Origin of the sequence: Rhodanobacter sp. B04, from assembly GCF_002001125.1 — a bacterium.
Taxonomy (GTDB): domain Bacteria; phylum Pseudomonadota; class Gammaproteobacteria; order Xanthomonadales; family Rhodanobacteraceae; genus Rhodanobacter.
This window is the reverse complement of sequence record NZ_MUNV01000006.1, coordinates 16714-41130: the sequence shown is the minus strand read 5'-3', so window position 1 is coordinate 41130 and position 24417 is coordinate 16714. Positions and strand designations below refer to the sequence as shown.

Sequence of the window (24417 nt, the reverse complement as noted above, 5' to 3'; positions counted from 1 at the left end):
CAGTGCGCCGATTGCAGCGACAAGCCGTGCGACCTGTGGCATCTCGTCCCGTGCCTGACAGCAAGCCCCGGAGTGACCTGCCATCGCCACAAAATTTTACGACGTCCACACAAAACAAGGCCGAACACCAGGTTCGGCCTTGTTTTCGCGGAGACCGCGATGGTGCTGCTGAATTACTTGGCAGCCGCCTTCTTGGTGGCAGCGACCGGCGCGGTCACGGCGTCGTTCGCAGCCTGACGCTGCTCCTGCACGAGCGCATTCAGCGACTCGGCGGTCTTCTGGGTCACGGCCAGGATTTCCTGCGAGACCGCCACGGTACGCTCGGCGTTGTCGCGGTTCAGGCTGGCGCCCTTCTCCCACAGACCACGCAGGCTGTTGATGTCGCGGGTTTCCAGCGCTTCGGCAACGAACTCGGCGGAGACCTTGGCCTGCTCCTCGAACGCCTTGAGCTGCAGCTCGGCGACCGTCTCCAGACCTTTCAGTGCCAGCGACTGTGCCTTGAAGGCGCTGTCGGTGAACTGCTTGGTGAAAGCGAAAAGCTGGGTATTGAATTGCTGAGTCATGGTGTTGTCCTCACTGAGGATGGGGTAGTGGGACGCACTCTAGCAGCACTTTTTGTGCAATGCAATATATTTTTCGTCGCAATCGAATCAAGTCATAGAAAATTCATGCAAACCGGTACTTTATGACTAATTGCCAAATATCGCATTGCGTCAAAAGTCGTTCCGGCCGCAGCTCGCACCCGAGGTACAGGTCTCATGCACCACCACTTTGTCCAGCCCAGGCAGGCGCGGTAGCAGGCGTTGCCCGATCCAGCGCGCCAGCACCTCGCTGGTCGGGTTCTCCAGCCCTTCGATGTCGTTGAGATAGTGATGGTCGAGCTGGTCATAGAGCGGGGCAAAAGCCGCCTTAAGGTCGGCGAAGTCCATTACCCAGCCCAACTTCGGATCAGGCTCGCCCGCCACATGGATCTCGACGCGAAACGAATGCCCATGCAGCCGTGCGCACTTGTGCCCGGCAGGCACGTTAGGCAACCGGTGCGCCGCCTCCAGCGTGAAAACCTTGAATATGTTCATGGCGGCATTGTACAGCCACGCATTGCCAACACCGCGGCAAGACAAGGGTCACCGGCCCGGCTCCGCAGTCGCTTCCGCCAATGGCGAGACCTCCTTTCACAGCCGCCCCATGTATGCACGAGGCACATGGTGCACGCTTCGTCGGCAACGGATGACGCTGCGGCTGTTGGCCGCATTGCAGATTTGCCCTACATTCCGCTTGCCGGGCGAGGCTCCGGCATCCCATCCACCGACAATGCGCAGGGAAACGTAATGGCAAAGACCCCGAAACAGGCCGTGAAGAAGGCTGCCCCGAAAGCCGCCGCCAAGCCGGCAGCTCCCAAACCGATCAAGGAAGTCCTGAGCAAGTCGGGACTGGTGGCGCATCTCGCCGAAGCGAGCGGCGTGGTGGCCAAGGACGTGCGCGCCGTGCTCGCTGCGCTGGAAGGCGCCGTCACCGGATCCGTCCACAAGAAGGGCGCCGGCTCGTTCATGCTGCCTGGCCTGTTGAAGATCACCGCCGTCAACGTGCCGGCCAAGCCGAAGCGCAAGGGCATCAACCCGTTCACCAAGCTTGAGCAGGTATTCGCGGCCAAGCCGGCCAGCGTGAAGATCAAGGTACGTGCGCTGAAGAAGCTCAAGGACGCCGCTGTCTGAGAAGAGCTGTGACGACGTTGCGGTGACCTGGGGTTCATCAGATGCGCGGCAACGGCGCGCATCTACGCTTCGCCGTCAGACGGGCACAAAAAACCCCGCGATCATGCGGGGTTTTTGCTCTCGATGCGGGCTTTTGATCCGGAATCGATGTTTGGTGGCTATGGGTGGACTCGAACCACCGACCCCAGCATTATGAGTGCTGTGCTCTAACCAGCTGAGCTACATAGCCTTAAAGAAAGTCCCGGAACACCGGGATCAAAGTGATCCTGTGCGGGGCGCGGCAGTGTAGTCGCGTCGACCGCCACGTTCAAGCCCGAGGCTTGCCGGCGCTTTGCGCGCTATGGTTGAATCGTGTGCAGGACTGGGTGCGGCGATGCCGGCGAAAATCATGCCGACCCACTCCAGGAGGCGACATGATTGATGTTGATGGCTACCGTCCGAACGTGGGCATCGTGCTGCTCAATGCGGCCGGGCAGCTGTTCTGGGCACGCCGGGTCAATCGTGACGGCTGGCAGTTTCCGCAGGGCGGCATGCGCTCGGACGAAACCCCGCTGGAAGCCATGTACCGCGAACTGGAAGAGGAGACCGGGCTGGCGCCGCATCACGTGGAAGTGCTCAGTGCCACGCATGGCTGGCTGCGCTACCGCCTGCCCAGCCGTTATGTACGCCATCACCAGCGACCCACCTGCATCGGCCAGAAGCAGGTGTGGTTCCTGCTCAAGCTGGTCGCCAGCGAGGAAGAGCTGAAGCTGGACGCCTGCGACAAACCGGAGTTCGATATCTGGCGCTGGGTGGATTTCTGGTACCCGGCGGCACATGTGGTCAACTTCAAGCGGCAGGTTTACGAACGCGCGTTGCGTCACTTTGCGCCGTTGGTCGAAGGCCTGTTCGGCGTCGAACTCGGCAGCCTGCCGCCACAGGACAATAGCGACAGCCCGCCACCACGGCCGCGCGATGGCCGTGAAGCCGCCTGAACGGGTGGCGTCGGGCGTCGGCTGATTGTTGACAATCATTCGCATTCGCGTTCTTATACGCGCCATGTACATCTGCATGTGCAATGCCGTGACCGACCATGACATCCGCCGCGAAGCGGCCGATGGCGTGCATACCTTTGCCGAATTGCAGGCGCGTACCGGCTGCTCGGATTGCTGCGGCTGCTGCGAGCAGGAAGCCCGCGCCACGCTGGACAAGGCAGTCGAACAGGTACTCGGCCGGCTACCCATCCTCACCGCCTGAATCACCCCTCCGAAACGCATGCTGCGCACCCTTCGCACAGGCGGTGCGCGGGCAAACCGTTGCCATTCGCATTTCGTCACCGTGCGCACGGTGTTTGTATAGTGTCCGCCCAAGTCAGCCGCCGGAGAGCCCCCATGAAAGGTGATGCCAAGGTCATCGAGTTCCTCAACAAGGTGCTCTACAACGAACTGACGGCGATCAACCAGTATTTCCTGCACTACCGCATGCTCAAGGACTGGGGCTACACCGAGCTGGCCGAGCACGAGTACAAGGAATCGATCGAGGAGATGAAGCATGCCGATCACCTGATCGAGCGCATCCTGTTCCTCGACGGCCTGCCCAATCTGCAGCACCTGGGCAAGTTGCGCATCGGCGAGAACGTGCTGGAATCGCTGCAAGGCGACCTGGATCTGGAACTGGCCGCCGTGGTCGACCTGCGCGCCGCGATCGCGCACAGCGAGGGCATCGCCGACTACATCAGCCGCGACCTGTTCAAGGACATCCTGCACGACGAGGAAGAACACATCGATTGGCTGGAAACCCAGTTCAGCCTGATCAAGGACATTGGCGCCGAACGTTACCTGCAGAGCAAGATGCAGAACTGATCCGGCCAGCCGGCGCACCGAAGCGTGCACCGGTTCCTTGACGCTTTCATCGCGGCAGGGCTATATCCTCCGTTTTACTCCGGAACGGCCGCATGGCTTCACGCCCCCCACCGCGCTTCGTCGTGCGCCGGCATGATGATGCCGGCAACAGCAAGCGTCGGCTGTGGCTGGGCGGCGCATGGCTGGCCAGCCTGTTGTTGACCGGGCTGCTGGTTGGCCTGTTGTCCCGGCATGCGAGCCCGGTGGCCAGCGACCAGCGCCAGCAGCGCGCGTTGAACACCCAGATCAACGATCTCAAGCAGGAGCTCGCGAACCTGCAGCGCGCGGCCCAGGTCAATGACGTCGCCACCCGTTCCCTGCGCGGCACCCTGGCCCAGCGCGAGGAAGAACTCAGTGGCCTGCGCGCCGACCTGGGCTTCTATTCGAGGCTGGTCGGTGGCGACGCCCAACGGGCCGGCCTGAAACTGCAGGAAGTGAAACTGCAACCGATCACCGGTTCGCACGGCTGGAACCTCACCCTCAGCCTGACCCAGAACGCGAAGCGCGACGAGGAAACCGTCGGCAACGCCACCATCAGCGTGGAAGGCCTGCGCGGCGACAAGGTGGTGACGCTCGACTGGCCGGCACTCGGCGATGCCGCGCAGAAGGACGGCCTGCCGTTCCGTTTCGTCTATTTCCAGCAGCTGCACGGCACCTTCGTGCTGCCGGCGGATTTCCGCCCGACGCGACTGCACCTTCTCATTCAACCCAGCAGCGGCGAAGCGGTTGACCGTACCGTTGCCTGGGGCGCCGCGCTGAGCGGCAATGTAACGACAGCCCAAGGGGATCAAGATGCTCAACCGTAAGCGCAACGAACGCAGCAACAGCAGCCATGAGACCAGCCTGATCGCCCGCGGCACCGTGATCCGCGGCGACCTGCGCTTCAGTGGCGCACTGCATCTGGATGGCCGCATCGAGGGCACCGTGTTCGCCGAAGGCGAGGATGCGATGCTGACGCTCAGCGAGTCCGGCCAGGTGCAGGGCGAGATCCGCGTGCCGCAGGCGGTGATCAACGGCCACGTCACCGGCGATGTCCACATCAGCGCCCGCCTCGAACTGGCGGCGCAGGCGCGCATCGACGGCGACCTGCGCTATCACACGCTGGAAATGGCCGCCGGCGCGCAGGTCAACGGACGCATCTCGCGCCAGACCGAAGACACTCCGCGCGAACTGCCGGCCCCGGGAGCTGCGGCCGCCGACATGCTCGACGACGCCGTGCCGGCCTGACGCGGTATGCTTGCATCAACCGGCAACGCCCCCATTTGAACGCCATGGAAACTCCGCTCTCGATCCCCGATTACCGCAGCAGCGGCGCACCGCTGGTGTTCACCGCGGCGGCCGCGCACAAGGTGCACGAACTGATTGCCGAAGAAGGCAATCCGGCGCTGAAGCTGCGCGTGTACATCAGCGGCGGCGGCTGCTCGGGTTTCCAGTACGGCTTCACTTTCGACGAGGCGCAGGCCGAGGACGACTTTGCAGTCGAGCGCGAGGGCGTGACCCTGCTATGCGATCCGCTCTCGTTGCAGTACCTCACCGGCGCGCAGATCGACTACGCCGAGAATCTAAGCGGCGCGCAGTTCGTGATCAGCAACCCGAACGCCAAGACCACCTGCGGCTGCGGCTCCTCGTTCTCCACCTGAAAGGCCGTCCGATGGACCGGGCCAAGCTGCCGCCTCCCAATACCTTCGCAGGACTCAGCCTGGTGCTCGACCGGGTCGCCGAACGGCGTGACGACTCCGCGTGGATTGCCGAACAGGCACGCTCCGCCCAGGCCCGTTATCTGTTGCTGGACGGGGCTGGCGAGGCATTCCTGCAATGCGATCACGAGAGGCTGCGCTGGCTTGAGATCAGCGAGCGCGAACGCTGGCTCGACGACTTGCCGGCCAGTCTTCTGGGCATCGCCGGTGAACACCCGCACTTCCTGCTGCTGCTGGACGACGCGGCACGCATCACGGCACTGGAAACCGCACTCGACGCGCGCCGCGCAAGTCTGCGTGCCGCCGGGCTGCTGCTGCCAGCACCTGAAGCCGGGTTGTTCGCCTACGCCAAGGGTCTGTCGCACTGGCAGCGCGAGACGCGCTACTGCACGCGTTGCGGCTTCCCGTTGCAACTGGTCGCCGCCGGCCATCGCGGGCAGTGCACGAATCCGGAGTGCGGCCACCTGCATTTCCCGCGCACCGATGCCGCCGTGATCATGCTGGTCGAACACGAAGGCGCCTGCCTGCTCGGTCGCCAGGCCAGTTGGCCACCTGGCCGCTATTCCACGCTGGCCGGTTTCGTCGAGCCGGGCGAATCGTTGGAGGACGCGGTGCGTCGCGAAGTGGCCGAAGAGTCCGGCGTCATCGTCGACGAGGTGCACTACCACTCTTCGCAGCCGTGGCCGATGCCCGCGTCGCTGATGGTCGGCTTCATCGCCACCGCGCGGTCGCGACAGATCATCATGCGCGACCACGAACTGGAGGACGCGCGCTGGTTCACTCCGCAGCAGGTCGTCGATGGCATTGCCGACGGCAGCTTCGTGCCGTCAACCGCCCTGTCGGTATCGTACCAGTTGCTGGCGCACTGGTTGCAGGAACGTGCCGGGCTCGATCTGGACGCGCTGGTTGCCGGCGGCGATTCGCGCTGACCCGGACGAGCGTCGCCACCGCAGCCATTCATCGGCGAACTTGAGCGTGGCCAGCCTGTCATAGCCCCTGCACATCACTGGGGTCGGCGATGGAACGCGGGTGCGGTCAGCTTGATGGAACACGGCGCCCGCACAGGGTGCATCAATCCGGTGCACCGACATGGCATGACGCCGCGCGACGTGGCGCCATTCTCGGCAGCGTATTCGCCGGCCATCTCGGCATCCTGCTGCTGGTGCTGCATCCCTCGTGGCGGCGCGACGCGCCTGTGGCACGCCAGCAAGATGGGCACGTGCTCAGGCTCCGCTTCGACCGGTTGCCGAAACTCGTCCGCGCTTCACCTGCTCCTGCCGCAATACGGCTGCCAACCAAGACGAAACCCGCGCGACCGCCGCTCGCATCGTCCACACTCACTCCCGCCACCGTCATGCGCTCGACGAACCCGCCGGCCACGACAGCTGCAACCTTGATCATGACGGCACCGTCGATGACCGGCGATCCGCAGCGCGGCTACCAGGCCGGCGATTTCCAGTCGGCGCTACAAAATGCGCAGCGAACGAAGGCCGATCACATCCCGGGCCTCGCCACGCCACGGATCGGTGGCATCCAGCTTCGGGTCCATTCCAGCATCAAGGGAGTCGTGCACGTGCTTGTCAAAACCAGTCAGTGCACGAACGAGCAATTCCAGCTGCAGAGCAGCGCCCACCAGTTCACGCCTGAAATGATCGATCACGTACTCGAGGTGGAGGGCTGCGGGGCGCATCTCGAACATGCGCCGGCCGATGCCACGATCGATGCCATCGCCCATCAGGCGATATTCGGCAACTGAGGCGCTCCAACGCACCAGGACTCCCCGCACACGTATCGGCTTGCTTCACCTGCGAAGTAGCCGGTCCCTCGCATACAATGCCGCTACTGTCCGCGAGTCCGCACTGTCATGGCCATCCGTCTGCTTGTCGCCCTCATCGTCCTCGGCCTGCTGCATGTGATGCCGCAGCTGGCCCGCTGGCGTGGCGACGGGCTGTTCCGCCGCTGGGTGGCACAACTGGCGGACACCAGCGGCAGCGGCCGCGTGCTGCTAGCGCTACTGGTACCGGCGGTGCTGTGCGCGCTGCTGTCATGGCTGCTCGGCCATCTGTTGCTGGGCGACCTGCTGCAACTGCTGTTCTCGCTGGCCGTACTTCTGTACTGTTTCGGCCCGCGCGAATTCGAGGCGGACCTGGAAGCGATCCTGAAGGCGCCCGATGGCGCGAGTCGTGAAGCCGCGGCGCAGAACCTCAGCGAGGAGGGCGAGACCATCGCCTGGAACGCCGCCGCCCTGGGCGTTGCCATCGCCTATGCGGCACTGAGGCGGCGCTTTGGCGTGCTGCTGTGGTTCTTCCTGCTTGGCCCGGTCGGCGCCCTGCTGTATCGCCTGGCACAAACGCTGGGCCGCGATGATTCGCTGCGACTCGACTCCGGCAGCCGCACTGCGGCCCGCTACGCCGCCAACGCGATGGATTGGCCGGCGGCGCAGCTGCTGACCTTCACGCTGGCCGTGGTCGGCCACTGGGAAGCCGTGATCGGCGCCTGGAAGCGCTGGCACAGCCAAGCGGCAGCGACCAGCTGGTACAGCGCTGGTCCGGGCTTTCTCGGTGCAGCGGCACAGGCCGACGTGTTGATCGATATCGAGGCCGGCGACGGCTACGCCGAGGAACACAGCGACCCGCTGGTCGAGCTGGTGCGCCTGCGGGGTGCCTTGTTGCGCGCGCTGCTGGCATGGCTGAGCGTGGTGGCGCTGATCGTGCTCGGCGCCTGGGTGAATTGAACATCGCACCGACAGCATCGACCGGCGAACCTGCCCTCGCTCAGCGTGACAGAGCTAGGCGAGGGTTCCTCGCAATTCGCGTACCCGCGCCTCCAGCGTCACCGCGCTGACCTGTTGCGGTGCCGCCGGCGTATCGACCACCAGCTCCACGCGTGCACGGAAGCGCCTCGGCAGGCGTGCCCGGCGCAGCATCGTATCGCGGCGACTCCACACGCTGCCCCACAACCCGCGCAGTGCCATGGGCACCACCGGCACCGGGCGCCGCGCCAGGATCTTTTCCACACCCGGGCGGAAGGTTGCGATCTCGCCATCGGCAGTCAATCCGCCCTCCGGAAAGATGCACACCACCTCGCCATCTGCCAGCGCCTCGTCGATCGCGTCGTAGGCCTGCTGCAGAACAGCCGGATCTTCCTTGTGGCCCGCGATCGGGATCGCCTTGGCGGTGCGGAACACAAAGCTCAGCAGCGGAATGTTGAAGATCCTGTAATACATCACGAAGCGCGCCGGTCGCCGCAGGTTCGCCATCAGCAGCAGCGGATCCATGAAGCTGACGTGGTTGCACACCAGCAGGGCGGCGCCCTCTTCGGGAATGTGCTGCACGCCGTCGGCGCGCACCCGGTACAGCGTGTTCACCAGAACCCAGGTGATGAAACGCATCAGGAATTCGGGCACCAGGGTGAAGATGTAGACGGCCACCGCCACATTGAGCAGGGCATCGACTGCGAAGATCTCCGCCGCACTCATGCCCAGGCGGCCCAACGTCAGCCCGAAAAGCGAAGCGATCACGATCAGCAACGCATTGATGATGTTGTTGCCGGCGATGATCCGCGACAACTTTTCCCGCGGCGCACGCGCCTGCACGAAGGCGAACAGCGGCACCACGTAGAAACCGGCGAAAACGCCGATTGCCGTGAGATCCAGCACGATGCGCCAGCTGCCCGCCGCATGCAGGAAAGCCTGCCAGTCCAGGCCTTGCAGCACCGCCGCACCCGGCCGCGCGAAATACAGGTCGATGCCGAAGGCGGTAAGCCCGAACGCACCCAGCGGTACCAGCCCGATCTCCACCCGCCGGCCCGACATCTTCTCGCACATCAGCGAGCCCACGCCGGTGCCCAGCGAGAACAGGGTAAGCACCAGCGTGCTCACCGAGCCGTCGCCGCCAAGGTTGAACTTGGTGTAGATCGGCAGTTGCGCCACCAGCACGGTGCCGAAGAACCAGAACCATGAGATGCCCAGCACGGCATTGAACACCGCGCGATCGCTGCGCGTGATGCCGAGCACGCGCACTGTTTCGCTCACCGGGTTCCAGTTGAATTTCAGCTCCGGTGCCGTCGCCGGTGCGGGCGGAATCGCACGGCTCGCGCCATAGCCGGTCAGCGCCACCGCGATGGTCAGCGCCGCCGAAGCCAGCGGTCCCACCCCGGCCAGCAGCATCAACGCATTGCCCGCGATCATGCCGATCAGGATCGCCAGCTGGGTGCCCATCTCGACCATGCCGTTGCCGCCGACCAGCTCGGCAGGCTTCAACGCCTGCGGCAGGATCGCGTACTTGATCGGCCCGAACACGGTCGAGTGCACGCCCATCATGAACAGCACGATCAGCAACAGCAGCAGATGGTGGGTGTGGAAACCCCAGGCCGCCAGCAGCATCGCCGCGATCTCGAACAGCTTCACGTAGCGGATGATCCGCGTCTTCTCGAATTTCTCGGCCAATTGCCCTGCGGTGGCCGAGAACAGGAAGTACGGCAGGATGAACAGCGCCGGTGCCAAATTGGTGTACAGCGACACCTGCCGCTCCGGCAGCCCCATCTGGAACGCGGCCAGCATGACCATCGCGTTGCGGAATGCACTGTCGTTGAACGCGCCGAGTGCCTGGGTCCAGAAGAACGGTGCGAAGCGCCGCTTGCCCAGCAGTGCGAACTGGCTCATGCATTTCCCTTGTGGAGGAAGATCCGGGTCGGCCCGCCTGGCCCCATCGTCCGATGGATTATGGCCATGGGAAAGTCTTGCGCACAACGCAGGCCGGGCCGGCATCCGGGCCTACCGGATCGAAACCACTCGTTCCGCCTGGACGCTGGCATCGACACCGCTCAAGGTACCGCCCAATCACGAGCAGCGATGGCACGGACGTCGCGGAAATCCGCGTTTCCCGATGATCCCATTCGCAATCTGAAGCGCAGGGGGCAACCTGCGCCTGACCGCGGGAGCCCGCAAGGTCGTGGTGGGACGGCGCAGATTGGCCATGAAACTTTTGCGCGGCAGCCGCATCGAAGTACGGCACCCGGGACAGCTGCCTTCACGCCCACAACACGGGATTTTTCGTAACTTATTGCCATATAACGACACGTTATTGCGGTTTCTGCGGTAATTTGCGGGCGTAACACTTCGCAACTTTATTCAATCTTCAGAATTCCGCTGGCATTCGGTATTAGGATATGCCAGCTCTCCTTCCATCATCGCACTGGCCAAAGCCGATGAACGCGCAAAAAAACACGATCCCCTCGACCACGGGAACCTTCTCGGATCGCATTAAGCTGCTGATCCAGCGCGTGGGTAGCGCTACCGAGATCGCCAGAATGTGCGGATTCTCGGAAGGCGTGGTGCGCAGCTGGCGCGACGGCAACACCGATCCGTCACGAGCGCGCTGCGTCACGCTGGCCCGCACACTGGGCATTTCGCTGGTGTGGCTGGTCGCGGGCGAAGGCACCCTGCAGATGGATCCGAACGTACCCATCCAGGATGACCAGTACAACTCGGAAAGCGTGGCTTCCCATCGTCCACGCGGCCGGCTGGGCATCAACCATCAGGGTGGACATGCCGAGGTTTCGGGTGTCGACGCCCAGCGCCTGAACACCGCCATGCGCATCCTGCAGTCGGAGCTGAGCCTGGCCGGCAGCCAGCTTTCCCTGTCGGACAACACCGACCTGCTGACCCAGCTGTACGAAATCCTCGGTCCCGGCGGCTCGCATGTGGATCCGCTTGCCATGGTGACGTTCAATCACCGGCTTGAGGAACGCATTCGCCAGGAGCGCCGCGCCTCGGCCTGATTCTCGCCGCAGCGCACTAACCATAAAAAGCGCGGCAGCCACAGGCTGCCGCGCTTTTTTATGGCTCTTACTCAAAGCAGGGCGATATCGGCGATCGCGCCGAACTGCGCCTTCAGCTGGCCGAGCAGGGCCAGCCGGTTGGCGCGCACCGCCGGATCGTCGGCATTCACCAGCACGCTGTCGAAGAACGCATCCACCGGCGCCTGCAACTGCGACAAGCGCGCCAGCACGGCGGTGTAGTCGCCGGCGGCCAGGGCGCCGGCGGTGTCCTGTTTCGCGGCAGCAAGGGCGACGGCCAGCTCACGTTCCGCATCCGCCTCGAAATGCGCCGGATCGACCTCACGGCCGATCGCCGGCGCACCGGCTTCCTCGGCCTGCTTGCGCAGGATATTGGCGACACGCTTGTTGGCCGCCGCCAAGCTGGCGGCTTCCGGACGGCGACCAAACTCGGCCACCGCACGCAGACGCCGGTCGAAGTCGGCCAGGCTGCGCGGCTGCACCGCCAGTACGGCCTCGAATTGCGCGTTGTCGAAACCCTGTTCGGCGTAGTAGCCGCGCAGGCGATCGAGCACGAAGTCGTACAGCTCGTCGAGCAGGATCGCCCGGCGCTCGCCGGCATGCAGGACCGGCGGCTTGCCGTCCTTGCCCGGTTTCAAGCCGGCGGCCAAGGCACCCTCGGGCAGCAGTTCCAGCGCCTCGACGAAACTGCCGCGCAGATCGAGCTCCAGAGCGCCCTCGATCAGCGTGCGCGCAAGGCCGAGTGCAGCACGGCGCAGCGCGAACGGATCCTTGTTGCCGCTCGGCTTCATGCCGACGGCGAAGATGCCGGCCAGCGTATCCAACCGTTCGGCCACCGCCAGCACCTGGCCAAGCTGGCCAGCGGCGATCGCATCGCCGGCGTAGCGCGGCTGGTAATAGCTGTCCAGCGCCTCGGCCACTTCGGCCGATTCACCGTGATGGCCGGCGTAGTAGCGCCCCATCACGCCCTGCAACTCGGGGAACTCGCCGACCATGCGGGTCAACAGGTCGCACTTGCTCAACGAAGCGGCGCGAGTTGCGGCGCCGGCATCGACGCCGACCCGGTTCGCGATCACGCGCGCCAGTTCGGCCACGCGCACACTCTTGTCCCACAGGCTGCCCAGCGCCTGCTGGTAGGTGACGCTCTTGAGCTGCTCCTGATAACCGGCCAGCGGCGTCTTCAGGTCTTCGTCCCAGAAGAACTTGGCATCGGCGAAGCGCGGGCGGATCACCCGCTCGTAGCCCTTGCGGATTTCGGCGGGATCCTTGCTGTCGATGTTCGCGATGCCGATGAAGTGTTCGGTGAGCTTGCCCGCGGCGTCGAACACCGGCACGAACTTCTGGTTCGCCACCATGGTGGTCACCAGCGCCTCCGGCGGCACGCCGAGGAATTCGCGCTCGAACGTGCAGGCAATCGCGACCGGCCACTCGGTGAGATTGGCCAACTCGTCCAGCAACGCAGCATCCAGTCGCGGCACACCGCCGGTCTGCCCGGCGACCTGTTCAACCTGCGCACGGATGCGCTGGCGCCGCTCCTGCGGATCGGCCAGCACACTGGAAGCGCGCATCGCGTCCAGCCAGCTGTCGGCATCGGCCACGTGCATTGGCTGCGGATGCATGAAGCGATGGCCACGCGATTTGCGACCGCTGGTCAAGCCCAGCACGCCGCCATCGACGATCTCGGCACCGTGCAGGATCACCAGCCAGTGGACCGGGCGCACGAAGCTGTAGTCGTGATCGGCCCAGCGCATCGGCCGCGGAATCGGCAGGTCCTTCAGCGCCTCCTCGAGGATTTCCGGCAACAGGACGGCCACCGGTTGACCCGGCTTCACCGCACGGAACACGAACCACGCACCCTTGTCGGTTTCGAGTTTTTCCAACTGCTCGACGCCGACCCCGCACGACTGGGCGAAGCCGAGCAGCGCCTTGGACGGCTGGCCCTCGGCATCCAGCGCGGCGTTCATCGCGGGGCCGCGCCGTTCGATCGTCTGCTCCGGCTGCGCCTGCGCGACCGCGGGAATATGCGCGGCCAGGCGACGTGGCGTGGCGTAGGCCTTCGCCTGATCCAGCGCGGCGTCGATGCCGCGCTTGCCCAACCCGTCGCAGATGCCGCGCAGAAATGCAGCGGCAAGTTCATCCAGCGCCTTGGGCGGCAGTTCCTCGGTACCCAGTTCGATCAACAGCGGCTTGTGCTCAGCCATGGGCCAGCTCCTTCACTTGCTTGAGGCCCGGGAAACCGAGTTTCTCGCGCTGTGCCACATAGGTTTCGGCGACGCTGCGCGACAGCGTGCGCACGCGCAGGATGTAGCGCTGGCGCTCGGTGACGCTGATCGCACGGCGCGCATCGAGCAAGTTGAACGTGTGGCTGGCCTTCATCACCTGCTCGTAGGCCGGCAACGGCAGGTTCGCGGCGATCAGCCGGTTCGCGGTCGCCTCGCACGCGTCGAACCAGTACAGCAGATCGGCCACATTGGCATGCTCGAAGTTGTAGGTGCTCTGCTCCACCTCGTTCTGGTGGAACACGTCGCCGTAAGTGACGGTGCCGCGCGGGCCATCGGTCCAGACCAGGTCGTAGACGTTGTCCACGTTCTGCAGGTACATCGCCAGCCGTTCCAGACCATAGGTGATTTCGCCGGTCACCGGACGGCACTCCAGGCCGCCAGCCTGCTGGAAGTAGGTGAACTGGGTCACTTCCATGCCGTTCAACCAGACTTCCCAGCCGAGGCCCCAGGCACCGAGCGTGGGCGACTCCCAGTTGTCCTCGACGAAGCGCAGGTCGTGCACCAGCGGATCGAGGCCGAGTTCCTTCAGCGAACCGATGTACAGATCGAGGATGTTTTCCGGGTTCGGCTTCATCACCACCTGGTACTGGTAGTAATGCTGCAGGCGGTTCGGGTTCTCGCCGTAGCGGCCGTCGGTGGGCCGGCGCGAAGGCTGCACATAAGCCGCCGCCCACGGCTCCGGACCGAGCGCGCGCAGGAAGGTGGCGGGGTGGAATGTACCTGCGCCGACCTCGGTATCGAGCGGCTGCAGCAACACACAACCCTGCGCCGCCCAATAGCGGTTGAGGGTCTGGATCACATCCTGAAAGGTGCGCGCGGACATGGCTTTCCGTGACCGTGGGTAAAGCGCGTTAGTATAGCGGCAGCTTGCTTTCCCACTGGGCTCCGGCCGGCAAAAAGCACCACGAGGGTTACATCAGGATGGCCGCATCACCGCAAATCGCATCTCTGCTTGGCCGTCGCGGCCGACTGGAGCTGGACGATCTGCTGGCCGCGCTGGTGGTCGACGGCTACCTGCTGGCCGACGACGCCAAGCAGGTGCGCATGGGTGCGCGCGCCGGACGCAGCACGGTGGAATTGCATCCGCTGGTGCTGATCGCCAACGCCAAGCTGGCGAATCAACGCGAGCCGGGCCGGCCGCTGAAACTGGAGGCGCTGACCGAATGGCTGGCCAATCACGCCGGCCTGCCGTACCTGAAAATCGATCCGATGAAGATCAACGTCGCCTCGGCGACCCAGGTGGTAAGCCATGCCTATGCGCAGCGCCACCGGATCCTGCCGGTGGCGGTCGCCACCGGCGAGGTGACGTTCGCCACCTGCGAACCGTTCGATGCGGGCTGGGCCGGCGATCTGGCGCAGATGCTGCGGCGTGACGTGCGGCGCGTGGTATCCAGCCCGATCGACATCAACCGTTATCTGCAGGAGTTCTACGGCGTCCAGCGCTCGATCCAGCTGGCCAGGGATGCCAAGGCCAACGACAACAACGCCTCGGCAATCCTCAACTTCGAGCAGCTGGTCGAGCTGGGCAAAAGCGGCGAGATCGGCGCCGACGACCGCCACGTGGTGCACATCGTCGACTGGCTGCTGCAATATGCATTTGAGCAGCGCGCCTCGGACATCCACCTGGAGCCACGCCGCGAAACCGGGCATATCCGCTTCCGCATCGACGGCATCATGCACAAGGTATTCGAGCTGCCGTCGCCGGTGATGACGGCGGTGACGGCGCGCATCAAGATCCTCGCGCGCATGGACGTGGCCGAGAAACGCCGGCCGCAGGATGGCCGCATCAAGACCCGCTCATCCGGCGGCCGCGAGGTGGAGCTGCGCATCTCCAACATGCCCACCGCGTTCGGCGAGAAGGTGGTGATGCGCATCTTCGACCCCGACCTGGTGGTGAAGGACTTCGCCCAGCTCGGTTTCTCGCCAAGCGAGGATGCGAACTGGCGCACCATGGTGGAGCGCCCGCACGGCGTCGTGCTGGTCACCGGCCCGACCGGCTCGGGCAAGACCACCACGCTGTATTCGACGCTGAAGCACCTGGCGACACCGGAGTTGAACGTGTGCACGGTGGAAGACCCGATCGAAATGGTCTCGCCGGAATTCAACCAGATGCAGGTGCATGCCGCGATCGATCTGGACTTTGCCGCCGGCGTGCGCACGCTGCTGCGCCAGGACCCGGACATCATCATGGTCGGCGAGATCCGCGACCTGGAAACCGCGCAGATGGCGGTGCAGGCGTCGCTGACCGGCCACCTGGTGCTGTCCACCCTGCACACCAACGACGCCCCCAACGCGGTCACCCGCCTGCTCGATCTGGGCGTGCCGCATTACCTGATCCAGTCCACCCTCACCGGCGTGGTCGCGCAGCGACTGGTGCGCACGCTGTGTCCGCACTGCAAGCGGGAAACCGCGCAGGACCCGCAGGCGTGGCTGGTCCTTACCCACGGCTGGTCGATACCGGTGCCGGACAAGGTGTTCGAGCCGGTCGGCTGCCTGGAATGCCGCAATACCGGCTTCATGGGTCGTACCGGCATCTACGAGATGATGAAGCTCTCGCCGCGCTTGCGCGGGCTCATCTCGGCCGAGCTCGACCTGGGCAGCTTCGGCCAGGCCGCGCTGTCCGAAGGCATGCGCCCCTTGCGCATCTCCGCCGCCGACCAGGTGGCCGCCGGCCTGACCACCGTGCAGGAAATCCTCACCGTCCTGCCGCCGATCGAGGCCTTCGACGATACCCCGCCGTAAAGATGTCCATTGCGTACCCGACCCTGTCCTGCATGAAACCTGTACTGATCATCCGAACCGGCCGCGCGCCGGACAATATCCGCGGCCGGCATGGCGATTTCCCCCATTGGTTCCGCCTCGGTGCGCAATTGCTGCCCCGCCAGATCAGCGTGGTCGATGTCGCCGCGGGTGAAGCCCTGCCGCCGCCGCACGAAGTGGCCGGCGCCATGATTACCGGCTCGGCGGCGATGGTCACCGAACGCCTGGCATGGAGCGAACGCGCCGCCGGCTGGATCCGCAACGCGATGGATGCAGAACTGCCGCTGTTCGGCGTCTGCTACGGCCACCAGCTGATGGCGCATGCGCTGGGCGGGCACGTCGACTACCTGCCCGGCGGTCGCGAGATCGGCACCCAACCGATCGAACTGCTGGACGAGGCCGCGAGCGATCCGCTGGCCAGCACCCTACCGGCCAGCTTCCGTGCGCACACCACCCACGAACAGAGCGTGCTCGAACTGCCGCGCCACTCCACCGTGCTGGCCCGCTCCGTGCGCGACCCGCACCAGTTGCTGCGGCATGGGCCGCACGCGATCAGCACGCAATTCCACCCGGAGTTCAATGCCGATGTGATGCGTGCCTACATCAAGCGCAAGCATGCCGACATGCAGCGCGAAGGGGCGGATCCGCGGCAGGCTTTCGGCAACGTCGCGGCCACGCCGATCGCCCGCCGGCTACTACGCCAATTCGCCCGCCGGCATGGCTGGAGCCACGCCGCAGCGTGACGCGCCTGCGCTAGCCGCGCAGGCGGCGGGCGATCGCGTCGCGTGAGAACAGGGCAAACACCACGCCGAACAGAAAGCCGCCGATATGCGCCCACCACACATAGGCGCCGTAGCTCGGTCCGGCATAGCTGAAAAGCAGCTGCAGCAATACCCAGATACCGATCAGCAGAAAGGCCGGTACCCGCACGAATTCCAGATACAGCCCCAGCGGCAACACCAGCCCCAGCTTGGCGCGCGGAAACAGTGCCACGTAGGTGCCGACCACTGCCGACACCGCGCCGCTGCAGCCGATGATCGGCAGGCGCACGCCCGCCAGCGACAAGGCGCCGATCAGGTTGGCCACGATCCCGCCGAGCACGAACAGCAACAGAAACCGCAACGAGCCCAGCGCGCGCTCGCCCGGCAAGCCGAAGATGGCGAGAAACAGCAGGTTGCTCAGCAGATGCAGCCAGGTCACATGGATGAACAAGGCCGTGAACAGTCGCAGCAAGGCGGGATCGGCCAACTGCGGCAACAAGGCCTCATGCGGATTGAAGATGTTCGCCGGTACGGTGCCCCATTCCAGCAGCAACGAAATCCGCTGCGGCGCCGGGGTCAGCGCCAACGCGACAAAACACACCACGCAGAGGGTGACCACCAGCAAGGTGGCCCAGTGCCAGCGTGGGCGGCGGCGTGTTTCGACATGGACAAACAAAAGGCTCGCCCCTCAATAGACCGGCTGGACCGCGATGAGTCGCCCATCATAGGGGATCGCCAAGAATTCCCGGCGATCCCCGGAGACGATATGCGGCTAGTGCTTGCCGGTCGCCGCCGGCGCAGCCCCCGGCTGCAGGCTGGGGCTGTCCAGGTCGAGCGCGGTCGATGACAACAACACCGCCTTCGGATGCGCCTTGCGGATCGCGTCGCCGAACTGCGCCGCGTCGCCGACCACCACCACCTTGCTGCCGGCGGCATCCAGATGCTTGTGCGCGTACGCCTCGATCTGCTTCGGCGTGACGGCCTGCACCTGCGCGATGTACTTGCCGATCTCGTCCAGCTTCACGCCATAGACCGCCAGGTCGCCGACCTGCCCGGCCAGTCCGGCCGTGGTCTCCAGGCTGCGTCCGTAGCTGCCGATCAGGGTCGCCTTGCGCGCGGCCAGTTCCTGCACATCGACCCTGGTCGTGCCGAGGCGGTTGAACTCGCCCAGCATCAGATCCACCACCTGCGGCGCCGACGGGTTCTTGGTCTGCGCCGATGCCAGCCACATGCCGGCATCGCCGAGCGACTGCAACCGGCTGCTGGCGCCGTAGGACAGCCCGCGCTTGATGCGGATCTCCTCGTTCAGACGCGCCGAGTACGAACCACCCAGTACCGCGTTGGCCACCGTGCCGACGTAGTAGTCGGCGTCGTTGCGCGGCGGCGCGGCATGGGCGGCGACCACGCCGGCCTGACCGGCGCCGTGCTGATCGATCAGCAGGATCGCCGGCACATGGCTGGCACGGGTGCCGGCCGGCCGCACCGGCAGCGGCGTGGCCGGCTTCTGCCAGTCGCCGAAGCTGGTCTGCGCCAGCTGCTGCGCCTGCGCCGGGGTAATGTCGCCGGTGAGCACCAGGATCGCGTTGTCCGGCCGGTACAGCCGGTCATGCAGCTGCTGCACGTCGGCACGGCTGATCCGCGCGAGCGAGGCCGGCGTGCCGCTGCGCGAATGTCCGTAGGCACCCTCGCCGAACACGCCGCGACCGGCGGCGAGCGAAGCCAGCGCGGTCGGCCGGCTCAGCGACAGATGCAGATCGTCGATCGCCTGCGCCTGCGCGCGTTTGAGTTCGTCCGCGCTGAAATCCGGCTGACGTACCACCTCGGCCAGCAGGCCCAGCGCCTGCGGCAGTTTCGGCGTGGTCACCGTGATGCCGACCCCGCTTTCATCCCACCCCGCCGCGGCGGCCAGCGAACCACCCAGTGCCTCGGCGGCGCCGGCGATCTGCGGTGCGCTCTTGCCGGCGGCGCCCTTGCTCAGCAGGTTCGCGGTGAGGTCGGCCAGGCCGGCCAACTGCGGTGGATCCATCTCGCCGCCACTGCGCAACACCAGCTGCGCGGTGACCAGCGGCAGGCCGGCGCGGCGTACACTGACGACCTGCAGGCCGTTCGCCAGAACCTGCACGGACGGCGTGGGCACGGTCAGCGTGGGAGCCGGGCCGGGTGCCGGCGGCTCGGTCGGGAAAGCCGGTGCGATCGGCGAAGTCGCCAGCGCATGGGTGGCGGCGAACAGGGCCACCGTCAGGGCAGCCAGACGCAACATCTTCATCGGACGGTTCATTGCGCTGCTCCCTTGCCGGTGGCCGGCGCGGCCGTGGCGGCCTGCGGCAGGTAATCGATGGTGACGCTGTGCGCGCCGGTGACGTACTTCTGCAGCACGCGATGCACGTCGGCCTCGGTGACTTTCTGCAGCGCGGCCAGATCGGTGTTGACGTGCTCGACGCCGCCATTGATCAGGCTGGCCTGACCCAGCGCGAACGCGACGCCTTGCGCGGTCTGTCGCTGCAGCAACTCGCGGGTCAGCAGCTGCGTCTTCACCTTGTCGAGTTCGGCGGCAGGAATCGGCTGGGTCGCCAGCCAGACGATTTCCTCGTTCAGCAGCTTGGTCGCCTCGGCCGGCCAATGCCCGCTGGCGAGAATGGCGTATGCGGTGAACAAGCCCGGCCCGACCCGGCCATCCGCATCGGCACCCACCTGCTGGGCAACCTGATGGCGATACACCAATGACTGGTACAGCCGCGACGAATCGCCCTGCGACAGCAGCGCGGCGGCAATCTGCAGCGGAATCAGGTCCGTGCTGTCGGATGCCGGCGGAATCAGCCAGGTCATCGCCACCGCGGGCAGCGGCGCGGTCTCGCTGGTGACGGTGTAATGCTGGTTCTTCTTGCGCGCCGGCTCCTGTACGGTGACCTGCGGCACCGGCGTGGCCGGCTTCGCGATGCCACCGAAATACGCGTCGACCCAGGCATCGAGTTGCTTCGGATCGAAATCGCCACTGACGATCAGGGTCGCGTTGTCCGGCCGATAGAAGGTGCCGTGGAAATCAATCACGTTCTGCAGCGAGGCCGCCTCCAGCTCCTCGATGCTGCCGATGGTCGGGCGCTTGTACGGGTGCACCGTGTACGAGTACGGGTCGATCGCGTTGAACAGCTTGCCGTACGGGTTGGCCAGCACGCTCTGGCGGTATTCCTCCTCCACCACCGCGCGCTCGGATTTGAAGTTCGGTTCGTCCACGTTGAGATTGGACAGCCGCTCGGCCTCGGCCCACAGCAGGGTCTGCAGATAATTGCTCGGCACCACCTCGAAGTAGTTGGTGACGTCATCACCGGTGGACGCGTTGTTCTCGCCACCGACATCCTCGGTGAGCCGGTCCATCTGTTCGGCATGCATGTGCTTCGTGCTCTTGAACATCAGGTGTTCGAACAGATGCGCGAAGCCGGAGCGCCCCTGCGGATCGTCCTTCGAGCCGACGTGGTACCACATCTGCACCGCCACGTTCGGGCTGGCGTGATCCTCAACGCTGATCACCTGCAGGCCGTTCGGCAAGGTACGCTGGTGGTACTGGATCGGCGGTATCTCCAGTTCGGCGGCAGCCAGCGGCGGCGCCAGCGCCGCCGTGAACAAGGTGATCGAGGCCAGCAAGGCGGCCGGACGCAGACGCATGGTCATCCCCTTCTTCCCTTCAGGTGAAAGGTCAACCATAGCAAGCCGACCCGCCAGCGCACCCATGACTTCTGGCCCAGTTGGACGGGTGCGTATTGCTGTTTCGGGCAGATAAGACCTGGCGCCTCGATCCGTGCGACATGCAACTCGGCAATCTTCGGCGCATCACTCACAACCCCTTGTCGCACGCATCGACTTCCCGCTTGACGGCTTATTGCAGGGCAGCCCAACATCCGTGCACATGCCCCGATGCGGGGTCTAATAAGCGTTAGCTTCTATGAGCATATTGGCAGGCCTACTTATCTCTTCAGCGTTGGCTACCTCGGGGGCAACGAGTGCGCCGCTCTGCCCAGACGAAAAGGAGCTGTCTCCAACTGAAGTAGGAGACGCACACGGTTTGACGTCTGTTTACTGGCGTCCGCACTGGAACCAGGCCCCCAGCAAGTCCACCGCAATTCTTACTCGCGTCATTCAGCCAGTCCTGTCGAGCCGTGCATCAAATGACCTTCCAAGAATGGTCATTTTCGAACTTATCATCGACCGCCAAGGCTCCATTGCAGTAGCCACGGCACTTACGCCTTTGCCAAAATCTCTAGTAGCTCCGTTGTCTGCTGCGTTTCAGCTGTGGCAGTTCAAACCTCAAAAAAACGCCGTAACAACCAACGTATCGTGGTGCTATGGTCGAACGTGGCAGTTCCCAGCTAACTGATCGTTCAAGGCGGACGGCTTCGCCGCCGCTTAACTCCAGCGTTAGGGCTCATCAGACAATGACTGTCACGGAACTTCCGCGTCCTAAAAGACTTTGGGTTGCGGCAATCATGAATATTCTCGTTGCGGCCATCAGCGTTGCAGCTGTTGCGTTTCTTCTGCTCAGCTCGAACCCAAATATTCCCGAGAGCATGAGGCCAGGACTCTCAACAACGTTGCTTGCCCTTGGCACCGCCGGCCTCCTCATCGTCGCTTCTGTACTTGCATTGCTCCGCCTTCAATTCGCTCGTTGGCTCATGTTGGCTGCCGCGTTAATATTTTTTGGCATTCTTGGCTTTCAAAGCTTGGCTCTTCTCGTTTCATCCGGAGCATCACTGCCGGCCGAGGCTGCACCGAAGCTCTGGGCTAATGTCATACGCAATACCTTAGAAATTGCTATCAACGCGTGGGCGCTCCTTAGTGCAAAAACTGGCTCGTTCTTTCGGGGCAGCCGCCCTAACCAGTCGTTCAAGGCGGACGGCTCCGCCGCCGCTTAACTCCAGCGTTAGGTTCCATCAAGCGTCGGGGGCAACATGAAAGGAATGTTACTTCTTGCGGTCGCCGCTTTTCTTACCGGCTGCGCCTCGCACTACGTAGAACCAACGACCGGACCGGTGGCAACTGTCACGTTCTCCGCAAGTGGGATAGATCACGGGGACTGGATTCTTGTTCAAAGCTTCAAGAACGATGGCTGCGCGCCAAGTGATTCCGGAACCCGCTTAGCCACCTTCACGACTAAGGCAATTCAGGGTAAGGGGGATCCTCATGACGGAGTTGCTAGATTGATGCCGGCTGGACGTACCGCTGTTGTCAGTTATATCTATCAGTCAGGCGCACCAGGGTTTACGGAGACAAAAAGCTGCAGCATCACAGAGTCCTTCATCCCAGCCGCGAAAGAGCACTATCTGGTGAGTTTTCGCAAATCCGGGCTAGTCTGCGGGGTCTTGATCACGCACGAGAATGGTGATCCAAAAGCCGTACCCAACCTTCATCAAGTCAAGCCTTCTTGCTTTAATGCAGAAACCGGCTAAGCGTAACAATTCGTTCAAGGCGGACGCCTCCGGCGCAGCTTAACTCCAGCATTAGGCCGCAGGAACAGGCAATGAAACGCACATGGACAATCATCGGAGTCGCCGACGTTGCGCGCAGCTTCGCGTGGTATCAGTCGCTGTTTGGCCAACCGGCAACACGTCCCGCCCACGACTACTTCGGGCAAATCCTCGACACGGATGGGACGGTCCTGCTTTGCCTGCACCAGTGGGGGGCCCACGGGCACCCACCCTTGACCAGCCCTGACCGCTCGCCGCCCGGAAACGGACTGCTTCTGTTCTTCCGCGTCGATGATTTTGCCGCGGCGCTGCCGCGGGCACGTGCTCTGGCTTCAGCGCTGGAAGAGGAGCCTCACCTGAATCCAAGCACGGGCACCGAAGAATTCGCCTTGCGCGATCCCGACGGGTACTACGTGATGATCAGTGCGCTCCCTGCGGCCTGAAAACGCCGCAACAGACTTCCCGTCAACGCCACGCGCTTGATGCCCTTGTCTTGGGCTTTCAGGCCTTCATCAGTCCTCGCGCCATCCTCGTTTGTTGTCAAAGCCTCGTCGCATGCGTTCATGCATGGCCAAGGTCGTCCCGCGGTGGTCGCTGACCGCTTCGCCCAGCTACCATGCAACGCCGTTTCCAAGTACGTCCCTCCACGACAGCGCCGATAAGCAGCGGCGCCCCAGGACTTCCCGATGCAGCCCACTCCGCGCAGCTCGCTGTTCGCCAACCACAATTTCACCCTGCTGTTCGGCGGCAGCACGATCTCGGCGATCGGCGACCAGTTCACCCTGGTGGCGTTGCCGTGGCTGGTGCTGAAGCTCACCGGCGACCCGGCCGCGCTGGGCCTGGTGCTGGCGGCGATCGCGCTGCCGCGTGCGGTGTTCATGCTGATCGGCGGCGCGGTGGTGGATCGCATGTCGCCGCGACGGGTGCTGCTTGCCGGACGCGCGGTCAACGCCCTGCTGGTCAGCCTGCTGGCGCTGCTGGTGCTGGCCGGGGCCATCCACATGTGGATGATCTACGTGATCGCGTTGGGCATCGGCCTGTCCACCGCGTTTGCCTATCCGGCGGGTTCGGCGATCCTGCCGCAGTTGGTGGAGCCGACGCAGCTGCAGCCGGCCAATGCGCTGTTCATGGGCATGCGCCAGCTGAGCATGATCGTCGGCCCGGTGCTGGCCGGCCTGGTGATCGGCACCGGTGCGCATGCGGGACAGCGGCAGGTCGTCGCCGACGCCAGCGGACTCGGGCTGGCCTTCGGCGTGGATGCGGTGAGCTTCCTGTTCTCGCTCGGCTCGCTGATGCTGGTGCGCATCCACAGCGACCATCACCCGAAGGCACCGGTCGGCAGCGTGCTGGGCAATGTCGCCAGCGGCATCCGCACCATCTGGGCCGACCTGCCGTTGCGCGCCTTCATCCTGTATGCGGCGGTGGTGTCGGTGTTCGTGGGCGGCCCGATCCAGGTCGGCCTGCCGGTGCTGGCCGATACCCGGCTGGATCTGGGCGCAGCCTCGCTGGGCATCCTGATGACCGCGAACGGTGTCGGCATGCTGCTGGGCAGCGCGCTGTCCGGCTTCGCCAGCAAGCTGGTACGCGGCCGGCTGGGCCTGATGGTGCTGGGCATCGACAGCCTCGTCGGACTGGTGCTGGCCACGCTGGCGCTGGATCACTCGACCGTGGGCGGTGCCGCGCTGCTGGCCGCCACCGGCATGCTGGGCGGCATCGCGCAGATCGCCATCGTCAGCTGGATCCAGCGCCGGGTGGCGCCGGAGATGATGGGCCGCACGATGAGCGTGCTGATGTTCACCTTCATGGGCCTCGGGCCGCTGTCGGCGGCGATCGCCGGCAGCCTGCTGAAGGTGATCTCGCTGCCGGCGCTGTTCGTCGGTGCGGGACTGACGCTGAGCGCGATCGCGCTCGGCTGCATGACCAGCCCGGCGCTGCGCAGCATCGGTGCGGCACGACCGGCCGAGGCGTGAAGATGATGACTGCTCAGCCATGCATCCGATCAATGATCTAGAGAGACCGCGGTTGCCAGGGATGGCCTGAATACATTTTGCTCGTCATCCCGGCGAACCC

At 64.7% G+C, this 24417-nt stretch carries 25 protein-coding genes and 1 tRNA gene; 17 read left to right on the top strand and 9 right to left on the bottom strand.

All coding sequences use genetic code 11. The annotated features are described in order from the left end of the window. Nucleotides 1–173: 173 nt before the first annotated feature. Together B0E46_RS02960 and queD are read right to left on the bottom strand one after the other, a co-directional pair. A complete protein-coding gene (locus B0E46_RS02960) occupies nucleotides 174–563 on the bottom strand; it encodes a phasin family protein (protein WP_077554218.1) in 390 nt (129 codons plus the stop codon). Between the two features lie 150 nt (nucleotides 564–713). Continuing rightward, entirely contained in the window at nucleotides 714–1076 is a 363-nt protein-coding gene (queD, locus tag B0E46_RS02955) for a 6-carboxytetrahydropterin synthase QueD (protein WP_077554217.1), read from the bottom strand. 252 nt (nucleotides 1077–1328) lie between these two features. Between queD and B0E46_RS02950 the strand changes: the two genes are divergently transcribed. Further along, a complete protein-coding gene (locus tag B0E46_RS02950) occupies nucleotides 1329–1712 on the top strand; it encodes an HU family DNA-binding protein (RefSeq protein ID WP_077554216.1) in 384 nt (127 codons plus the stop codon). A gap of 152 nt (nucleotides 1713–1864) precedes the next feature. On the opposite strand, the gene B0E46_RS02945 is transcribed toward B0E46_RS02950, so the two are convergent. Then, nucleotides 1865–1941, bottom strand: a tRNA-Met gene (locus tag B0E46_RS02945). A 184-nt stretch (nucleotides 1942–2125) separates the two neighbouring features. Between B0E46_RS02945 and B0E46_RS02940 the strand changes: the two genes are divergently transcribed. The 9 genes from B0E46_RS02940 to B0E46_RS02900 all read left to right on the top strand — a co-directional run bounded on the left by B0E46_RS02940 (nucleotide 2126) and on the right by B0E46_RS02900 (nucleotide 8023). Next, the gene (locus tag B0E46_RS02940) at nucleotides 2126–2686 is read left to right on the top strand and encodes an RNA pyrophosphohydrolase (RefSeq protein ID WP_077554215.1); all 561 of its coding nucleotides are present in this window, start codon (nucleotides 2126–2128) and stop codon (nucleotides 2684–2686) included. A gap of 64 nt (nucleotides 2687–2750) precedes the next feature. After that, nucleotides 2751–2948 (top strand): (2Fe-2S)-binding protein, encoded by a 198-nt coding sequence (locus B0E46_RS02935; protein WP_174567054.1) that lies wholly within the window; start codon nucleotides 2751–2753, stop codon nucleotides 2946–2948. 134 nt (nucleotides 2949–3082) lie between these two features. Beyond that, nucleotides 3083–3553, top strand: coding sequence for a bacterioferritin (gene bfr, locus B0E46_RS02930; RefSeq protein ID WP_077554214.1), 471 nt, complete (start codon nucleotides 3083–3085; stop codon nucleotides 3551–3553). A 92-nt stretch (nucleotides 3554–3645) separates the two neighbouring features. Beyond that, nucleotides 3646–4398 (top strand): DUF6776 family protein, encoded by a 753-nt coding sequence (locus B0E46_RS02925; RefSeq protein ID WP_077554213.1) that lies wholly within the window; start codon nucleotides 3646–3648, stop codon nucleotides 4396–4398. Then, complete coding sequence (locus B0E46_RS02920) at nucleotides 4385–4819, top strand: polymer-forming cytoskeletal protein (RefSeq protein ID WP_077554212.1); 435 nt, start codon at nucleotides 4385–4387, stop codon at nucleotides 4817–4819. The genes B0E46_RS02925 and B0E46_RS02920 overlap by 14 nt, the downstream gene beginning before the upstream one ends. 44 nt (nucleotides 4820–4863) lie before the next feature. After that, on the top strand, nucleotides 4864–5232 hold the full coding sequence (gene erpA / locus B0E46_RS02915) for an iron-sulfur cluster insertion protein ErpA (protein ID WP_077554211.1): 369 nt from the start codon (nucleotides 4864–4866) through the stop codon (nucleotides 5230–5232). An 11-nt stretch (nucleotides 5233–5243) separates the two neighbouring features. Further along, a complete protein-coding gene (gene nudC / locus B0E46_RS02910) occupies nucleotides 5244–6218 on the top strand; it encodes an NAD(+) diphosphatase (protein WP_077554210.1) in 975 nt (324 codons plus the stop codon). A gap of 290 nt (nucleotides 6219–6508) precedes the next feature. Beyond that, nucleotides 6509–7045, top strand: coding sequence for a hypothetical protein (locus B0E46_RS17165; RefSeq protein ID WP_139350400.1), 537 nt, complete (start codon nucleotides 6509–6511; stop codon nucleotides 7043–7045). Nucleotides 7046–7153: 108 nt separating this feature from the next. Continuing rightward, nucleotides 7154–8023 (top strand): beta-lactamase induction protein, encoded by an 870-nt coding sequence (locus tag B0E46_RS02900; RefSeq protein WP_077554208.1) that lies wholly within the window; start codon nucleotides 7154–7156, stop codon nucleotides 8021–8023. A gap of 54 nt (nucleotides 8024–8077) precedes the next feature. Here B0E46_RS02900 and B0E46_RS02895 read toward each other — a convergent pair whose 3' ends face one another. After that, complete coding sequence (locus B0E46_RS02895; RefSeq protein WP_077554207.1) at nucleotides 8078–9952, bottom strand: MFS transporter; 1875 nt, start codon at nucleotides 9950–9952, stop codon at nucleotides 8078–8080. 545 nt (nucleotides 9953–10497) lie between these two features. Here B0E46_RS02895 and B0E46_RS02890 point away from each other — a divergent pair. Next, nucleotides 10498–11070 (top strand): helix-turn-helix transcriptional regulator, encoded by a 573-nt coding sequence (locus B0E46_RS02890; protein WP_077554206.1) that lies wholly within the window; start codon nucleotides 10498–10500, stop codon nucleotides 11068–11070. A 71-nt stretch (nucleotides 11071–11141) separates the two neighbouring features. On the opposite strand, the gene glyS is transcribed toward B0E46_RS02890, so the two are convergent. Continuing rightward, a complete protein-coding gene (gene glyS / locus B0E46_RS02885) occupies nucleotides 11142–13289 on the bottom strand; it encodes a glycine--tRNA ligase subunit beta (RefSeq protein WP_077554205.1) in 2148 nt (715 codons plus the stop codon). Next, complete coding sequence (glyQ, locus tag B0E46_RS02880) at nucleotides 13282–14193, bottom strand: glycine--tRNA ligase subunit alpha (protein WP_077554204.1); 912 nt, start codon at nucleotides 14191–14193, stop codon at nucleotides 13282–13284. Before glyQ ends, glyS begins: the two co-directional genes overlap by 8 nt. A 98-nt stretch (nucleotides 14194–14291) precedes the next feature. On the opposite strand from glyQ, the gene B0E46_RS02875 reads away from it, so the two are divergent. After that, on the top strand, nucleotides 14292–16112 hold the full coding sequence (locus B0E46_RS02875) for a GspE/PulE family protein (RefSeq protein ID WP_077554203.1): 1821 nt from the start codon (nucleotides 14292–14294) through the stop codon (nucleotides 16110–16112). Between the two features lie 32 nt (nucleotides 16113–16144). After that, nucleotides 16145–16873 carry a glutamine amidotransferase gene (locus B0E46_RS02870; protein ID WP_077554575.1) on the top strand — a complete coding sequence of 243 codons (729 nt, stop codon included), beginning with the start codon at nucleotides 16145–16147 and terminating at the stop codon, nucleotides 16871–16873. A 10-nt stretch (nucleotides 16874–16883) separates the two neighbouring features. Here B0E46_RS02870 and B0E46_RS02865 read toward each other — a convergent pair whose 3' ends face one another. The 3 genes from B0E46_RS02865 to B0E46_RS02855 all read right to left on the bottom strand — a co-directional run bounded on the left by B0E46_RS02865 (nucleotide 16884) and on the right by B0E46_RS02855 (nucleotide 20557). Then, nucleotides 16884–17567, bottom strand: coding sequence for a rhomboid family intramembrane serine protease (locus tag B0E46_RS02865; RefSeq protein WP_077554202.1), 684 nt, complete (start codon nucleotides 17565–17567; stop codon nucleotides 16884–16886). 96 nt (nucleotides 17568–17663) lie between these two features. Continuing rightward, nucleotides 17664–19169, bottom strand: coding sequence for a pitrilysin family protein (locus B0E46_RS02860; RefSeq protein ID WP_077554201.1), 1506 nt, complete (start codon nucleotides 19167–19169; stop codon nucleotides 17664–17666). Further along, nucleotides 19166–20557 (bottom strand): pitrilysin family protein, encoded by a 1392-nt coding sequence (locus B0E46_RS02855; protein ID WP_254425019.1) that lies wholly within the window; start codon nucleotides 20555–20557, stop codon nucleotides 19166–19168. The genes B0E46_RS02860 and B0E46_RS02855 overlap by 4 nt, the downstream gene beginning before the upstream one ends. Before the next feature lie 812 nt (nucleotides 20558–21369). Here B0E46_RS02855 and B0E46_RS02850 point away from each other — a divergent pair. The 4 genes from B0E46_RS02850 (at nucleotide 21370) to B0E46_RS02840 (ending at nucleotide 24317) form a co-directional block, all read left to right on the top strand. Next, entirely contained in the window at nucleotides 21370–21795 is a 426-nt protein-coding gene (locus tag B0E46_RS02850; protein ID WP_077554200.1) for a hypothetical protein, read from the top strand. Between the two features lie 36 nt (nucleotides 21796–21831). Then, entirely contained in the window at nucleotides 21832–22329 is a 498-nt protein-coding gene (locus B0E46_RS17160; protein ID WP_139350399.1) for a hypothetical protein, read from the top strand. A 71-nt stretch (nucleotides 22330–22400) separates the two neighbouring features. Then, nucleotides 22401–22790: a VOC family protein gene (locus B0E46_RS02845; RefSeq protein ID WP_077554199.1), complete on the top strand. Its 390-nt coding sequence runs from the start codon at nucleotides 22401–22403 to the stop codon at nucleotides 22788–22790. Nucleotides 22791–23033: 243 nt separating this feature from the next. After that, nucleotides 23034–24317, top strand: a complete 1284-nt coding sequence (locus B0E46_RS02840) for an MFS transporter (RefSeq protein WP_077554198.1) — start codon at nucleotides 23034–23036, stop codon at nucleotides 24315–24317. Nucleotides 24318–24417 lie beyond the last annotated feature (100 nt).

What these genes read in the sequence shown, in the direction of transcription:
- B0E46_RS02935 (WP_174567054.1), top strand. Translation starts at nt 2,751, where the DNA reads ATGTACATCTGCATGTGCAATGCCGTGACCGACCATGACATCCGCCGC.
- nudC (WP_077554210.1), top strand. Translation starts at nt 5,244, where the DNA reads ATGGACCGGGCCAAGCTGCCGCCTCCCAATACCTTCGCAGGACTCAGC.
- glyQ (WP_077554204.1), bottom strand. Translation starts at nt 14,193, where the DNA reads ATGTCCGCGCGCACCTTTCAGGATGTGATCCAGACCCTCAACCGCTAT.
- B0E46_RS02895 (WP_077554207.1), bottom strand. Translation starts at nt 9,952, where the DNA reads ATGAGCCAGTTCGCACTGCTGGGCAAGCGGCGCTTCGCACCGTTCTTC.
- B0E46_RS02840 (WP_077554198.1), top strand. Translation starts at nt 23,034, where the DNA reads ATGCAGCCCACTCCGCGCAGCTCGCTGTTCGCCAACCACAATTTCACC.
- B0E46_RS02870 (WP_077554575.1), top strand. Translation starts at nt 16,145, where the DNA reads ATGAAACCTGTACTGATCATCCGAACCGGCCGCGCGCCGGACAATATC.
- B0E46_RS02850 (WP_077554200.1), top strand. Translation starts at nt 21,370, where the DNA reads ATGAATATTCTCGTTGCGGCCATCAGCGTTGCAGCTGTTGCGTTTCTT.
- B0E46_RS02960 (WP_077554218.1), bottom strand. Translation starts at nt 563, where the DNA reads ATGACTCAGCAATTCAATACCCAGCTTTTCGCTTTCACCAAGCAGTTC.
- B0E46_RS02900 (WP_077554208.1), top strand. Translation starts at nt 7,154, where the DNA reads ATGGCCATCCGTCTGCTTGTCGCCCTCATCGTCCTCGGCCTGCTGCAT.
- B0E46_RS02940 (WP_077554215.1), top strand. Translation starts at nt 2,126, where the DNA reads ATGATTGATGTTGATGGCTACCGTCCGAACGTGGGCATCGTGCTGCTC.
- B0E46_RS02855 (WP_254425019.1), bottom strand. Translation starts at nt 20,557, where the DNA reads ATGACCATGCGTCTGCGTCCGGCCGCCTTGCTGGCCTCGATCACCTTG.
- B0E46_RS02925 (WP_077554213.1), top strand. Translation starts at nt 3,646, where the DNA reads ATGGCTTCACGCCCCCCACCGCGCTTCGTCGTGCGCCGGCATGATGAT.
- queD (WP_077554217.1), bottom strand. Translation starts at nt 1,076, where the DNA reads ATGAACATATTCAAGGTTTTCACGCTGGAGGCGGCGCACCGGTTGCCT.
- B0E46_RS02950 (WP_077554216.1), top strand. Translation starts at nt 1,329, where the DNA reads ATGGCAAAGACCCCGAAACAGGCCGTGAAGAAGGCTGCCCCGAAAGCC.
- B0E46_RS02845 (WP_077554199.1), top strand. Translation starts at nt 22,401, where the DNA reads ATGAAACGCACATGGACAATCATCGGAGTCGCCGACGTTGCGCGCAGC.
- B0E46_RS17160 (WP_139350399.1), top strand. Translation starts at nt 21,832, where the DNA reads ATGAAAGGAATGTTACTTCTTGCGGTCGCCGCTTTTCTTACCGGCTGC.
- B0E46_RS02860 (WP_077554201.1), bottom strand. Translation starts at nt 19,169, where the DNA reads ATGAACCGTCCGATGAAGATGTTGCGTCTGGCTGCCCTGACGGTGGCC.
- B0E46_RS02890 (WP_077554206.1), top strand. Translation starts at nt 10,498, where the DNA reads ATGAACGCGCAAAAAAACACGATCCCCTCGACCACGGGAACCTTCTCG.
- erpA (WP_077554211.1), top strand. Translation starts at nt 4,864, where the DNA reads ATGGAAACTCCGCTCTCGATCCCCGATTACCGCAGCAGCGGCGCACCG.
- bfr (WP_077554214.1), top strand. Translation starts at nt 3,083, where the DNA reads ATGAAAGGTGATGCCAAGGTCATCGAGTTCCTCAACAAGGTGCTCTAC.
- glyS (WP_077554205.1), bottom strand. Translation starts at nt 13,289, where the DNA reads ATGGCTGAGCACAAGCCGCTGTTGATCGAACTGGGTACCGAGGAACTG.
- B0E46_RS02875 (WP_077554203.1), top strand. Translation starts at nt 14,292, where the DNA reads ATGGCCGCATCACCGCAAATCGCATCTCTGCTTGGCCGTCGCGGCCGA.
- B0E46_RS02920 (WP_077554212.1), top strand. Translation starts at nt 4,385, where the DNA reads ATGCTCAACCGTAAGCGCAACGAACGCAGCAACAGCAGCCATGAGACC.